Here is a 13,318-nt window from a genome sequence, read left to right as displayed (position 1 = left end):
CTATTAATCGCGCATTTTTGGATCCAATGCATCACGGATACCATCTGCAATCATGTTAAAGCAAACCATAATGATGCTGATAAAGACTGCTGGGAAAATCATTAAGTGTGGATACAATCTCAATGTTTTAAATCCATCATCAATTAACGTACCTAATGAAGCTAGTGGCGATGAAAGTCCCAAACCAATGAAACTTAAGAATGCTTCAAAGAATATTGCATTTGGAATGGTAAACATGGTGTTAATAATGATAACACCCGCTAAATTTGGCAGTAAATGTTTGAAAATGATTTTGCTATGAGAGTTTCCTAACGTTCTTGAAGCAAGTACATATTCTTGTTCTTTCAATTTTAGCACTTGAGCTCGCACAACTCGCGCCATCGTTGTCCATCCTGTAATAGCAAGTGCAATCGTAATCGACATAATCCCTGGCTTGAAAACGAGGATCATTAATATCACGACAACAAGGTTTGGTATTCCAGAAATCACTTCGATTACACGCTGCATCATACTATCCAGTCTGCCACCAAAGTATCCTGCTATTGCTCCATAGGTGACGCCGATTACCATGTCTAATAATGCTGCCAAGAAAGCGATATAAAGGGAAATTTGAATTCCTTTTGCCACACGCGTGAATAAATCACGGCCTAAAGAATCTGTCCCAAACCAGAAGTATTCATCAATATTCTTCTGTTCATATACATCGACAACTGTACCATCATTACGGACCATTGTTCCGTCAAAGGGTAACCAGCTTACACTTTCCAATGCCGGGATTTTAGCAGGCAAATTTGTCCGTTTTAAATCTTGGTCATTTGTTCCATGTCCGCTAATTAGTGGACCTACAAAGGCTAGGATAATGACCAAAAGCATCACAATCATACTAACAAGAGCTGCTTTATTTTTTCTTATTCTTAGCCATGAATCTTGCCAGAAATTTAAGCTAGGCTTGCCTATTACCTCACCTAAGGAAGCATCCAGAATGGCAGGAGCAAACTTGTCTTTACTTATTTTCATATCTTCTTTCGCCATTACTTTTTACCTCCTGACAACCTAATCCGCGGATCAATAACCCCATAAAGAATATCGACTATAAGGATAATGACAACAAACATAAATGAGAATAACAGAGTCGTTCCCATAATAACGGAATAATCATTTACTGTTATCGCTTTAACGAATTGTTCCCCGATTCCCGGGATGGCAAATATCTGCTCAATAACGAGAGAACCCGTCATTAAGGAAACTGTTAGAGGTCCTAATACTGTTATTACTGGGATTAACGCATTTCGTAATCCATGTTTAAAGGCAACCTCGAAGCTACTTGCACCCTTCGCTTTTGCAAGGGTAATATAATCTGAACCTAATACATCAATCATTTCTGTTCTCATAAATCGAGCCGTAATAGCGATAGGGAACATAGCTAGTGCAATCGTAGGCATAATGGTGTAGTCCCAGCCCTTCCAGAACAATACTGGTAACCAGCCTAGCTTAACGCCAATATAATATTGCATGACACCCGCAAACACGAAGTTAGGGATCGATTTACCAAGAACAGCTATGAATGTCGAACTATAATCGATCCAAGTATTTTGTTTTAATGCGCTAATAACTCCTAGCACAATTCCGATAATCGTACCGAAAAAGATGGCTTGAAATCCTAACACTAGTGATGGTTGAATCCGCTCAAGTAATAATTGTGTGACTGGAACATTATTAAACTGAAACGAAATTCCTAAATCACCTTTAAGTAAACCAACAATATATTGTGCGTATTGTACCGCTATAGGTTGATCTAATCCGTAATTTTCCTTCATGATTTGTAATTGTTCAGGTGATAATTTTCCCGCTGTGGAAAAAGGCGTACCTGGAATCAATTTCATCAAGAAAAAGGTTAGGCTGGCAATAACAAATAAGGTAATTAACATATAAATAAACCTTTTTATAATATATCGAGCCATTTGCACACCTCCTACATATTCGAATTTTCTCTATAATTCGACAATTTTTATAATAGGGAAAAGAGAGTATATCAAGTACATATACTCTCTTTTCTACTTTCAAACCATTTTTATATGTTTTGGTATCCTATTCTTCAACTGTGATCCATTTATAAGAATAGTTTGGACCAAATGGTAAAGCAACTAATCCTTTAACTTTAGGACTAATTAGGATGTTATCTGCTCTTTGGTAAGTTGGTGCCACACCATAGTCTTCAGCTAAGAATACGCGTTCAGCTTCTTGAAGTGTTGCAACATACTCTTCTTGATTCGCAGCCACTTCTTCAGCTTTTGTAATTAATCCGTCATATTTAGTGCTTGAATATGACATTTCATTATTCGGGCTGTCTGTTAACCAAAGATCAGCGAATGTCATTGCATCTGGATAGTCAGGACCCCAACCAGAGTGAAGTAAATCATAGTTTCCAGCTTTTGCACGATCAAGACGAATTGCAAATGGAACACTCTCAAGATTAACTTTTAATCCAGGTAGGTTCGTTTCCAATTGGTTTACAATGTACTCATCTTGCTTCTTAGCTGAATCTGTGTCTCCACCTAGGTAGCTGAGCTCAAGCTTGTCTAGTCCTAGTTCAGCTAAACCTTTTTCCCATGCTGCTTTTGCTTCATCAGCATTAAACACAATCAAATCGCCGTTTTTCTCACGGAAATCTTTACCGTCTGGAGTTGTTACAAACTTGTCTGGTACAAAATAGTTCGCTGCAATTGAACCGTTGTTCAAAATGCTTGCTGCAAGATCCTCTTTATTGAAAGCTTTTGCAAGTGCTTCACGAATGTTTACATTTGCAAGTGCTTCATTTTTATAGTTCATTTTAATCCAGTAAACAGATGGTTGAAGGGCACTAACCATTCTTTCATCACCTTGATATTGTGGAACAAGATCGGATGATAAGATATCAGTGATATCTGCTTCTCCACCTTCAAATGCATTCACTTGTGCATTGTTATCTTTAACAACATTAAATGTAATCTTCTTAAGTGTAATTGCATCTGCATCTCGGTAAGTGTCGTTCTTTTCAAGAGTCCATTCCATAGCAGTAGGACCTTTCCAAGCTGTTAATTTGAAAGCCCCGTTTGATATTAGGTTTTCTGCATTACTAGCATATGCATTGCCTTTTTCTTTCACAAACTTTTCGTTTTGTGGATAGAATGTTGGGAATGCCATTAAGTCTTTCCAGTAAGGAAGAACTTTCTCAAATTTAACTTCTAGCGTTTTTTCATCGATTGCTTTAATACCTAAAGTATTTAAATCAAAATCTTTTTTGGCAACTGCAGCATCCGTAATTTCCTGAGCGCCTGCAATTTTTCCATTCATCATATATGGACCATATTCTGAAGCTGTAGCAGGATCAATTGCACGCTGCCAAGCGAATACGAAATCTTGTGCAGTCACAGGATCTCCATTAGACCATTTTGCATCGATAAGCTTAAATGTTACAGTTTTCCCGTCTTCACTCACTTCTGGCTCTCCGTCTACTAAAGCAGGAACAGAACTACCATCTTTATCTTGTGTGTAAAGACCTTCGTTAATACTATTTAATACGTTAAAGCCAATTTCGTCTGTCGTCTTAACAGAATCCAATGTTGGGATCTCAGATTTACTTAGGACTTTAATTTCTTGTGCTGCATTAGATGTTTTTGCACCTTCAGACTTTTCATTACCATTATCTGCACTTTTTCCACCACATGCTGCCAAGAATACACTTAGCACCAATGTCAGTACCAAAAGCAGTGAATATTTAGATTTTTTCAAAATCGATACACCCTTCCCTTATTTTTATGTAACATTTACTATTATACAAAAAATTAAGAATTTGTACATAAATATTTAAAAATAATTTAATGTCTCGTAATCATTTTTTAAAAAATAAGTATACTTACTTTTTTTACCTACGAATCGTAAATTTAATTGTAATTTTCACAAAATTAAGCCTTTTCATTTTTAAAATAGTACCTAATTACTTTTTTGGTTTTTTTTGTAATCACCTTTTTTAAAAATTAATTATTATATTCAAATAACAACAACTTATTACATGTACCTCATTATGTTTTGGTATACTTTTTTTAGTAACATGTAGAAAGGGTAGTGAAAATGAAAAAAACGATGCTTTGGACAGTTGCAATGGTTTTGCTTTCTTTAATTTTATCTCTAGTCTTGTATCATGAGATAACCTTGCGTTCTTTCCTTGATATGATCTTTTATATAACTGGATGCTTATTAATCTTCTCTTTATTTACGTTGGTACTACAAAAAGGTTTTTTTGATGTCATCCATTATAGCTTTCGTAAAGTATTGCCAAGTAAAAGTACAGAGACGGAAGAAGAAGGCGAAATGCGTCGCCTTTCTGATTTAATAACGTTGAACCTTAGTATCCCTTTCTCAACTGGATTCATTCTGTTACTCATTTTAATTATTGGATTATATATTTATTACTTATGATTTTTTGCAATAATGGCGATGCTGTAAGGAAAATAAGTAGATTTCAACAGTAAATATCTCTACAATGAAAGAAGTAAACTTACTATTATTTTTTAAGCTTATACAGGGAGTGACAATAGGTGAAAAGGATTTTTTCAGGCATACAGCCTACCGGTTCAATAACATTAGGCAACTATATTGGCGCGATGAAGCAATTCGTCGAACTTCAACATGAATATGACTGCTACTTTTGTGTTGTCGATCAGCACGCAATTACTGTTCCACAAGATCGATTAGAATTAAGAAAAAATATCCGTAATCTTGCAGCGTTATATCTGGCAATTGGCTTAGATCCAGAAAAGAATACGATCTTTATCCAATCTGAAGTGCCAGCACATGCCCAAGCAGGCTGGATGATGACATGCAATGTTTATATTGGCGAGTTGGAAAGAATGACTCAATTTAAAGACAAATCTGCTGGGAAAGATGGCGTGTCAGCTGGTTTACTTACATACCCACCATTGATGGTCGCCGACATCCTTCTATATAATTCAGATCTTGTACCTGTTGGTGAAGATCAAAAGCAGCATATTGAATTAACTCGGGATTTGGCTGAACGTTTCAATCGGAAATATGGCGAGATCTTTACGATTCCTGAAATTAGCCTACCAAAAGCTGGCGCAAGGATTATGTCTCTGCAAGAGCCTGAAAAGAAAATGAGTAAATCTGATCCAAATAAAAAAGCGACTATTGCCTTATTAGATGATCCAAAACAAATTGAAAAGAAAATTAAAAGTGCAGTTACCGATTCAGAAGGTATTGTCAAGTACGACAAAGAGAATAAACCAGGCGTCTCTAATCTTCTTTCCATTTATAGCATCTTTAGTGGTAAATCGATTGCTGAAATCGAAGCGATATATGAAGGTAAAGGATATGGCGACTTTAAATCGGGATTAGTAGATGTCGTTCTCGCAGAAATCCAACCGATTCAGGATCGCTACTATCGTCTACTTGAGTCTACTGAACTGGATGAAATTTTAGATCGAGGTGCCCAAAAAGCAAATATCGAAGCAAATAAAATGCTCCGCAAAATGTCTAATGGTATGGGATTAGGACGTAAAAGAAAGTAACTAAATTGCAATGATGATTGGCCAATAGAAAAAGACGTCTCGTTTCTGAGTACGTCTTTTTCTGTGTCTATTTTATAACATGGACTGACTGTCGCCGACTTCCATTTCCCATAGCTTTTCAAAAAATGGTTGGCCTTTTACCAAGTACTCACACATGTGAAGATGTTTATCTGACCAGCCTGCTTTCATTTCTTCATATAATCCAACCCAAGCTTCCTCGAAATTCATCTCCTGTATACTTTCATATTTTTCTGGTGACCACTCTGTAAACCAGTAGCGAATTTCAGCTGTGTGTTTGGCTGTAAATAGTTGATCCATAGCCATAAATAAAAGCTGTTTTAATTGGCGTTCTTTCCGGGTAAGACCTTCCATATATTGCGGTGATGGTGATAATATATGATATTCTTTTTCCGTTGCAGCATTATCAGTAAATGTGTACTCTAAGGCAGGATTGTTTTCAATCATGTCGTATACAATTTGCTCTTGGCGTGGAATTAGCCTGCTTTTCCGAATGGGAATGTGATAGCCAATTGTATCAATTGCTAGTATCCCACTTCCGTCTGTAATGACAAAGCAATAATCCAATTGAATTCTTTCATGGTTTTTTCTTGCATAGGCTTTTTGATAAATATCATTGAGTAGTGCTTTCGGTAATTCAGACAAATCATTTTCTATGTAATGAAAAAGGGTTGACGAAATTTTTAAAAGCGGAACTTGATCGAGTAGTTCAATTCCGTCATCTTTTCTCCATTCATGAAAATGGCAAATATTGTAGCCGTTTTCTTCTCCTTCAAACCAATTCACCCAAACATCATGAAGATATAACATCATTTGACCCCTCGCTTACTTAGTTCTATTTGTCCATCAGTATAGGCAGTTGTGAGAGAATTTATTCCTTTTATAGGCAGATGATTATTTTTCTTTTCTAAGAAACAAGGATGAGGTGCACTTCACTAGATTACAGGTTTTACCTCAAAAAAACTGATTGATCTACATACACTTGATAGCGTTTTCAAGAAACCCTTGCCTGGTGATATGCAAGAGGGCAATTTAAGCAATCCCCCCATATTGGCGCGTGTTTCACCCTCCCTTTCTAACCTTTGCGAGCCGGAACCAAAAAAATGCGGTTTTAAAACACGAAAAGATTCCTCTATATAAGACGTTACCATTAGATACAACCTCTTAATTACATTTAACCTAAACCCGTTCCCTTTGCCCCCAAAATAAAATCTTCAGATGAGACCGCGAATGTTTTTTTCACTGTAAGATCGTTTTTCTGTTTCACCAAAAAATAGCCAGTGCTATAACCGAGCATGTTTGGATAAGGTGATTTTCCAAGTAATAATTGGTCATGTTTTCTCTCGTTACGCTTCAGCTGAATATCTTCTTTAAGGTATTTCTCCCAATAATGTTTCGACTGCTCATCCGAATATAAGCTGGTCCATTTTGCTAAGTACTCCTTCCCAAGGTAGGTCATGACAGCATGTTCTGCTAAGCCCTCCATGACCATTCGATCAAGCAACGTGAAATCATTTTCATTTTGCTTAACGCAAGCTAACCTACATACGTGATGGTATTCATGAATAAACACAGCGGTAAGTTCCTTCAAACTAATACCAGGACGGACAAAAAGGAATAATTTATCCCGAAAAGCTAAACCAGATTTTGTATCTAGTGATTGATTGAATAAGCCCCCTGCATTCATTGGGAAAATATAAACAGGGATATCTGGGCCTTTCCATAACCTTTGGTAGCGCTGAAAAATAGCCGTTACTTTACTCCAGATGCTCTCTGAAACTAAAGATTCTATGTCTCTTTTTGTTTGGCGTGAATCTCGATACATCCCATGTTGCTGTAACAACCGATATATATTATTCGGTCTCATTTTCGGGAATTCACCTTCTAAGTGTTTACATATTTCTTTTGGGCTACTATTGTTTTGAAGCCAAACATTCGTTTCAATAATTCCCATCACTCTCACCCCCACTATGTTTTATCCATCATATGTTGGGCAGCCAATGATGATACAGTCAATGAATGGTATTTTCCCGAAGTAGTTTAATAAATTTTCTAATCCAATATGAATACAATTTATTTTGTATATCGCTATACAAGATTTTCTGGTTTAGCTGAAGGATTACTTCACTTTTTACCTGTGGCTCATACATCGTCATTTAACATAGCCTTTCCGTTTATAATCAAAAAAAAGATTCTCTTCCCATTTGGACGTCGCACACTAAAGGATCAGACAGCATAACAACTATAGCGTTCAAATGTAGTGTATGTAGCACTATGAACTAGATGTAGTGTGCAATCTGACCCTCATAGGACATCCTAAAATGTAGTAGAGAATCTATCAATTATTTTTTAGTCTTCATATTTTTTTAAGACGATTGTTGCATTATGACCACCGAAGCCCAATGAGTTGCTTAAGGCAGCTGTAACCTCTGCTTTACGAGCTGTATTGGCAACGTAGTCTAAGTCACAATCTGGATCAGCATTTTCCAAATTAATCGTCGGTGGCAAAATTTGATCACGAATAGCTAGTGCAGTAAAAATAGCTTCCACACCGCCAGCTGCTCCTAGCAAATGTCCTGTCATCGATTTAGTCGAGCTTACTGCCAATTTATTTGCATGTTGGCCAAAAACTTCTTTTATCGCCATTGTTTCATATTTGTCATTATAAGCTGTGCTCGTTCCATGCGCATTTATATACTGAATATCTTCCGGTTTGAGGTCCGCATCACTCACTGCTTGCTTCATTGCTCTTGCCCCACCTTCACCGCCTGGAGCTGGTGCGGTAATATGGTAAGCATCACCAGTTGAACCGTATCCGACGATTTCACAGTAAATGGTGGCACCGCGTTTTCGTGCAAACTCTAGGTCTTCCAAAATGATAATGCCAGCACCTTCTCCAATAACAAAGCCATCACGTTTTACATCAAAAGGACGGCTCGCTGTATTCGGATCAGGGTTTGTCGATAAGGCAGTATTTGCGCAAAATCCAGCCACAGCCATTTTTGTAATTGGGGCTTCTGCTCCACCCGTAATCATTGCATCAGCATCACCACGTTGGATCGCCTTGAATGCATCACCGATTGAGTTCGTACCAGATGCACATGCTGTAACTGTACATGAGTTGATTCCTTTTGCGCCTAAGGCAATCGAAACTTGACCAGAGGCCATATCAGGAATCATCATCGGAACAAAGAATGGACTTACTCTCTTATAGCCTCGATTTAAAAAGTTTTCATGTTGGTTTTCGAACGTTTCCATTCCACCAATTCCTGAACCAATCCATACACCGATTCGATCTGCATTCGTATCATTAATTTCTAAATTAGCGTCTTTTACCGCCATTGTGGAAGCTGCTACAGCATAATGTGTGAATCGGTCCATTTTTCGGGCTTCTTTACGATCCACATATTCTTCGATGTTAAATTCTTTTAATTCTGCTGCTACCTTAGCAGGATACTCATCTGCATTTAATCGCGTTAATGGACCTATGCCTGATTTACCTTCAAGTATGTTCTCCCAGGTTGTCTTAGCATCATTCCCAAGGGGTGTAACAGCACCAATTCCCGTTACAACAACTCTTCGTTTCGTCATATAGTATTCTCCCTTCTTTATTTAGAAATAACCGTCGCAAGGTTCTATATTATTTCCCCCAGCGCATAGCTATGGCTCCCCAAGTTAATCCGCCACCAAAGCCGACCATCACAACTAGATCACCATCTTTGATTTTTCCTGCTTCAAGTTCTTCAAATAATGCAACTGGAATTGAGGCTGAAGAAGTGTTTCCATATTTTCTAATTGTAGTAGACATTTTTTCAATTGGCAGCCCAAGTCTTTCCCTCGCCGCTTCCATAATTCGAATATTTGCTTGATGAGGGATAAGGAAATCTACATCTTCTTTTGATAGCCCAGCCTTATCAAGAACCGTTATACATGATTCTCCCATTTGACGTACAGCGAACTTAAATACTTCGCGACCATTCATGATAATTTTACTTCCAGTATCTTGATACAAATGATCTCCACCTGCACCATTTGCGCCTAACTCGAATGAAAGAATACCTCGATTATCTGAAACCTGACTAATCACAGCCGCACCTGCACCGTCACCAAATAAAACGGCCGTATTTCGGTCTTCCCAGTCAGTAACTTTTGAAAGCTTCTCAACTCCGACAACCAACACATGTTTGTATGTCCCCGTTTTAACGAATTGCTCTGCAGTTACCATGCCATACATGAAGCCGGCACATGCAGCACTTATATCCATCGCGGCAGCCTTTGATGCGCCAAGCTTGTCTTGTAACATACATGCTACAGTGGGAAACGGCCGATCCGGTGTCACAGTCGCAACTAAAATCAAGTCAATATCTTTTGCGTCTATATCCGCATTTTTGATTGCTTGTAAAGCCGCTTCATAGGCCATATCTGATGTATCCATATCATCATTAGCGATTCTTCGTTCCTCAATACCAGTTCTAGTCTTAATCCATTCATCTGACGTTTCTACCATTTTTTCCAAATCTAAATTCGTTAACACTTTCTCCGGCAAATAGCGTCCAATTCCAATTATTCCTGCATTCATTTTGCCATCCCCTATCTATTTATTAATCCGTTATTATCATCAATTATTATTACCTGGTGCTAATTTTATATTAAAGAAGCTCATGTTGCAAGAGCATGAATAAAAAGAGTAAAAGATTCACATCCAGAAAAAGTGGGACAAGAGCCTAAGCAAGGAGCCAACCATTCCCATACAATACACTAAATGCTAGATTAATATCATCAACTCAAATAAAAAGGAGGAATTCATACATGACGGATCATAAACAGTCCCATAATACTGATCTTTTCTCAAGGATGATGTTTTCAAAGAGAAAGGAACCTGAAACAGAAACAGAATCTATTGCAAAAGAAACTACATCTGATATCGATTACATTCAATTGATGGAAAATGTCGATACTTTACTATCTCTCTACGAGAAAACGAAGCCTTCCCTCCAGAAATTCAATCCGCTTTTCGCTCAACTATTGTCCCAAGTTAAAGGAAAATAAAGTGATGGTTAGTCCCGTTCTACTGTCGCTAAATCTTCGATAAAGCGACACTACGAACCCGATTGGTTCAACTAAACCTTTGAAAACCACAAAGCTAAGTTTCACTGTATCTCACCAATCGGGGATTTACAGGCTGTTTATCCCCACCAATTTTTTCTTGATTCTCTAAACAAACATTGAGGTGGGGATATTACAGCCTGTTAAACCGGGATAAATAAAAGAGGGTGGAATGCGAAATTCCACCCCCTTTTATTTATTATTGATTTACTGCATCTTTTTTTCCTAGTTCATATGCTTCATACATGACACTTTTGAAAATTTCAAGAAACGGCATTGCCATTTCCATAGAAACCTCTACACCTGATTCTTCAAGTTTTGCTTTAGCTTCTGGAAAATACTTCATCGCAATCGCCATGAATTCCATTGTTTTATCGTTTTGCATGGTTAATCCTCCTCTAAAAAAAGCAAGTTCCTTGACCATCGTAGTATCCTCATCTCGAAATCCTATCTAACCATTCAATTTGAGCAAATTTTGAAAACAAGGTCTGTATCAAGGATGACTTACATTCTTAAAACTGTATTAGATATTCATATTGAATATAATACCCATACATGAGAGAAATGAAAAGGAATTTACCTATTCTATTTATGAATGACTAGATAACTCATTCACCAATCAATGATTGCCATGCTGTACCTGTAATGCAATGCCCTCTTCAGGTGTAGTATGGTTTTCTATTTCAAACACAAAGGTTTGATGTTTTGAATCAATTTCAGAATTTCCTCTAAGTCCTTCTAATAATTCCTGATGAAATACTAGCTGAGCACATAGCGACCATTGATTTTCTTGTTTACTTTTAACAGTAATTATTCTTTCATTCAATGTTGTAATTTGAGGTAAACTGGCCAATAAATCATCGATAAAGATGGCATCATTTTTGTATTCACATGCTAACGCCTTTTCAATTTCTGATCTACTTTTTTTCTGAATACTTACCTCAAATGCCGACTCCTCAGACTGACCTGGTCCATAAATCGTTGGTAGATAAACCACCTTCATCCATTCGGCTTGTTCAACGATCGTAAGAATCTGCTGACTTTCTACTCCCAGTGGATAGAGGAGAACTACCGCCGGCCGATTTTCATTTGGGAGCATACTCCAACTGTGAAGAGCAAGAAGGATTTCCTCTGTCTCCTCAACTGAAAAAACACTTCTTCGTTTATTGAAGTCATACCAAGAAATATAAATGGTCTTCTCATTTGATACGTTCATGTCTGATAAACTACTAGGCTTCTGGAAAGAAAAATTTGCGTTTCTACCGATTTCGAGCTCTTTTTCCTCATTTAATTCCCAATCTATCCCTATTACATCATTACCATGTTCTAGCAGATATTTTGTTAAGTGAAACCCGACAAATTGATACATGCCTACGATTATCGTTTGATCCATCATGTCCCCCCTAATCTAGGACTAGGTTATGACTAGAACCTTTCCACTACATGCTGTATCGTATGCCTAATCTATTGTAAATAGTTCTAAATTCAAATTGTATCTTCATTTTTCTTGAAAAACTGCTGGATTTGATAAGGAATCTTGTATCTTTTTTCTGGGAGTAAATAAACCATTTCTAGATTTTTTCTCTTTTGTTCATTGAGTTGTTTATAATGATTTGCCTGAGCCGTATCATTGTTGCCTAGAACGCGAATAATTTTCAGAGGAGTATGTGTTGGAATTGGATGATCCGGCATAGTTTCAATATATTCTTCAATCTCATTTAGGCCTCTATCATAGGCGAACGCTACCTCTCGAAGCCATTTTTTATAGTACAGCTTGTTTTCCCTTTCTCTCAATAACGGTGACTTTATCGATAACCAAGGATCAATTAAAACGACAGAACGAATTTTGTCATCCATAAACTCAAGAAGCTTTAATGCTACTAAGCTACCAGCCCCTTCTGCTAGTATATGGATTTTATCATTGAGAATTTCACTTTTCATCATCATGAAATAAAGTTTTTCCGCTAATTCAACTGCCTTCTTGCTCCCCCAGTTTGCTCCATATAGATGTGAGGAATAAAGCGTGTAGCCAGAATCTTTCAAGTGATTCAGGATACCTCGTCTGCCAGGGTGTTGCAGCCAATAACTATCTCCTTCACAAACGAAGTGACCACTGTCACCAATAAGAAGAATGGAAAACCCACTCGGTTTAAATGGATAATAAACAATACTCCACTGTCCGTCCATTTGAAAAGTACGTTGGTCCATTTGTCTTACTCCTTTTAATTAATACTTGTTATATATTATGATTTTTCCCTTCAAATGGAAACGTTATATACCTATGATACCGTGTAAATCTTGTTGTGTCATATATTTATTGGCAAAAGCTTTAGTTTACTCGAAAATTGATAAAAACCCATTTTATCGAAATAGTAAATATGATAAGATAAACATAATGCAATAGAATGAGGTGAATATCCATGCGTTATTTTATGACTTTTTTCTGGGCATTCATATTGATGCATATGCTAACATATGTTGCCGGTTCCATGATTGGTGTAGCATATAATTTTACAACTGCTTCTATTTTAGGAGTAGTAAGCACTATCTTAATTCTGATTGTGCCTACAATCCTTCCTAATGATTCGGTTGAAAAGACAAGCCACTAATTTAATCATGAAGCATGT

At 37.2% G+C, this 13,318-nt stretch carries 14 protein-coding genes; 4 read left to right on the top strand and 10 right to left on the bottom strand.

The genetic code is table 11. The annotated features are described in order from the left end of the window. Positions 1–3: 3 nt before the first annotated feature. From opp3C to ACIQZI_RS10405, 3 genes are all read right to left on the bottom strand, one after another. Positions 4–1,032 carry an oligopeptide ABC transporter permease gene (gene opp3C, locus ACIQZI_RS10415; RefSeq protein WP_403072790.1) on the bottom strand — a complete coding sequence of 343 codons (1,029 nt, stop codon included), beginning with the start codon at positions 1,030–1,032 and terminating at the stop codon, positions 4–6. Beyond that, positions 1,032–1,961 (bottom strand): oligopeptide ABC transporter permease, encoded by a 930-nt coding sequence (opp3b, locus tag ACIQZI_RS10410; protein WP_062182081.1) that lies wholly within the window; start codon positions 1,959–1,961, stop codon positions 1,032–1,034. The genes opp3C and opp3b overlap by 1 nt, the downstream gene beginning before the upstream one ends. Before the next feature lie 127 nt (positions 1,962–2,088). Beyond that, on the bottom strand, positions 2,089–3,771 hold the full coding sequence (locus tag ACIQZI_RS10405; RefSeq protein ID WP_062182084.1) for a peptide ABC transporter substrate-binding protein: 1,683 nt from the start codon (positions 3,769–3,771) through the stop codon (positions 2,089–2,091). A gap of 339 nt (positions 3,772–4,110) precedes the next feature. Here ACIQZI_RS10405 and ACIQZI_RS10400 point away from each other — a divergent pair, with 339 nt between their 5' ends. Then, on the top strand, positions 4,111–4,458 hold the full coding sequence (locus tag ACIQZI_RS10400; RefSeq protein WP_403073981.1) for a DUF3899 domain-containing protein: 348 nt from the start codon (positions 4,111–4,113) through the stop codon (positions 4,456–4,458). Between the two features lie 119 nt (positions 4,459–4,577). After that, positions 4,578–5,567 carry a tryptophan--tRNA ligase gene (trpS, locus tag ACIQZI_RS10395; RefSeq protein ID WP_403072785.1) on the top strand — a complete coding sequence of 330 codons (990 nt, stop codon included), beginning with the start codon at positions 4,578–4,580 and terminating at the stop codon, positions 5,565–5,567. A gap of 72 nt (positions 5,568–5,639) precedes the next feature. Here trpS and ACIQZI_RS10390 read toward each other — a convergent pair whose 3' ends face one another. The 4 genes from ACIQZI_RS10390 to ACIQZI_RS10375 form a co-directional block, all read right to left on the bottom strand. Further along, positions 5,640–6,395 carry a YjbA family protein gene (locus ACIQZI_RS10390; protein ID WP_403073979.1) on the bottom strand — a complete coding sequence of 252 codons (756 nt, stop codon included), beginning with the start codon at positions 6,393–6,395 and terminating at the stop codon, positions 5,640–5,642. Between the two features lie 364 nt (positions 6,396–6,759). Next, positions 6,760–7,539, bottom strand: coding sequence for a DUF2268 domain-containing putative Zn-dependent protease (locus ACIQZI_RS10385; RefSeq protein WP_403072782.1), 780 nt, complete (start codon positions 7,537–7,539; stop codon positions 6,760–6,762). A 395-nt stretch (positions 7,540–7,934) separates the two neighbouring features. Further along, positions 7,935–9,176: a beta-ketoacyl-ACP synthase II gene (fabF, locus tag ACIQZI_RS10380; RefSeq protein WP_062182102.1), complete on the bottom strand. Its 1,242-nt coding sequence runs from the start codon at positions 9,174–9,176 to the stop codon at positions 7,935–7,937. A 49-nt stretch (positions 9,177–9,225) separates the two neighbouring features. After that, positions 9,226–10,164, bottom strand: coding sequence for a beta-ketoacyl-ACP synthase III (locus ACIQZI_RS10375; protein WP_403072777.1), 939 nt, complete (start codon positions 10,162–10,164; stop codon positions 9,226–9,228). A gap of 230 nt (positions 10,165–10,394) precedes the next feature. On the opposite strand from ACIQZI_RS10375, the gene ACIQZI_RS10370 reads away from it, so the two are divergent. Beyond that, positions 10,395–10,634: a hypothetical protein gene (locus tag ACIQZI_RS10370; RefSeq protein ID WP_062182108.1), complete on the top strand. Its 240-nt coding sequence runs from the start codon at positions 10,395–10,397 to the stop codon at positions 10,632–10,634. Between the two features lie 256 nt (positions 10,635–10,890). On the opposite strand, the gene ACIQZI_RS10365 is transcribed toward ACIQZI_RS10370, so the two are convergent. The 3 genes from ACIQZI_RS10365 to ACIQZI_RS10355 form a co-directional block, all read right to left on the bottom strand. Continuing rightward, a complete protein-coding gene (locus ACIQZI_RS10365; RefSeq protein WP_062182111.1) occupies positions 10,891–11,076 on the bottom strand; it encodes a ComZ family protein in 186 nt (61 codons plus the stop codon). A gap of 234 nt (positions 11,077–11,310) precedes the next feature. After that, positions 11,311–12,084 carry a hypothetical protein gene (locus ACIQZI_RS10360; RefSeq protein ID WP_403072772.1) on the bottom strand — a complete coding sequence of 258 codons (774 nt, stop codon included), beginning with the start codon at positions 12,082–12,084 and terminating at the stop codon, positions 11,311–11,313. Positions 12,085–12,176: 92 nt separating this feature from the next. After that, complete coding sequence (locus ACIQZI_RS10355; protein ID WP_403072769.1) at positions 12,177–12,899, bottom strand: hydrolase; 723 nt, start codon at positions 12,897–12,899, stop codon at positions 12,177–12,179. Between the two features lie 224 nt (positions 12,900–13,123). Here ACIQZI_RS10355 and ACIQZI_RS10350 point away from each other — a divergent pair, with 224 nt between their 5' ends. After that, entirely contained in the window at positions 13,124–13,300 is a 177-nt protein-coding gene (locus ACIQZI_RS10350; protein ID WP_403072766.1) for a YjzD family protein, read from the top strand. The last annotated feature ends 18 nt before the right edge of the window (positions 13,301–13,318 follow it).

It is taken from the genome of Peribacillus sp. NPDC096379 (assembly GCF_044762875.1).
GTDB lineage: Bacteria > Bacillota > Bacilli > Bacillales > DSM-1321 > Peribacillus.
This window is presented reverse-complemented; position numbering and strand designations above follow the sequence as displayed.

What these genes read in the sequence shown, in the direction of transcription:
- ACIQZI_RS10370 (WP_062182108.1), top strand. Translation starts at nt 10,395, where the DNA reads ATGACGGATCATAAACAGTCCCATAATACTGATCTTTTCTCAAGGATG.
- ACIQZI_RS10365 (WP_062182111.1), bottom strand. Translation starts at nt 11,076, where the DNA reads ATGCAAAACGATAAAACAATGGAATTCATGGCGATTGCGATGAAGTAT.
- ACIQZI_RS10390 (WP_403073979.1), bottom strand. Translation starts at nt 6,395, where the DNA reads ATGTTATATCTTCATGATGTTTGGGTGAATTGGTTTGAAGGAGAAGAA.
- ACIQZI_RS10360 (WP_403072772.1), bottom strand. Translation starts at nt 12,084, where the DNA reads ATGGATCAAACGATAATCGTAGGCATGTATCAATTTGTCGGGTTTCAC.
- opp3C (WP_403072790.1), bottom strand. Translation starts at nt 1,032, where the DNA reads ATGGCGAAAGAAGATATGAAAATAAGTAAAGACAAGTTTGCTCCTGCC.
- ACIQZI_RS10375 (WP_403072777.1), bottom strand. Translation starts at nt 10,164, where the DNA reads ATGAATGCAGGAATAATTGGAATTGGACGCTATTTGCCGGAGAAAGTG.
- ACIQZI_RS10400 (WP_403073981.1), top strand. Translation starts at nt 4,111, where the DNA reads ATGAAAAAAACGATGCTTTGGACAGTTGCAATGGTTTTGCTTTCTTTA.
- ACIQZI_RS10355 (WP_403072769.1), bottom strand. Translation starts at nt 12,899, where the DNA reads ATGGACCAACGTACTTTTCAAATGGACGGACAGTGGAGTATTGTTTAT.
- opp3b (WP_062182081.1), bottom strand. Translation starts at nt 1,961, where the DNA reads ATGGCTCGATATATTATAAAAAGGTTTATTTATATGTTAATTACCTTA.
- fabF (WP_062182102.1), bottom strand. Translation starts at nt 9,176, where the DNA reads ATGACGAAACGAAGAGTTGTTGTAACGGGAATTGGTGCTGTTACACCC.
- ACIQZI_RS10350 (WP_403072766.1), top strand. Translation starts at nt 13,124, where the DNA reads ATGACTTTTTTCTGGGCATTCATATTGATGCATATGCTAACATATGTT.
- ACIQZI_RS10385 (WP_403072782.1), bottom strand. Translation starts at nt 7,539, where the DNA reads ATGGGAATTATTGAAACGAATGTTTGGCTTCAAAACAATAGTAGCCCA.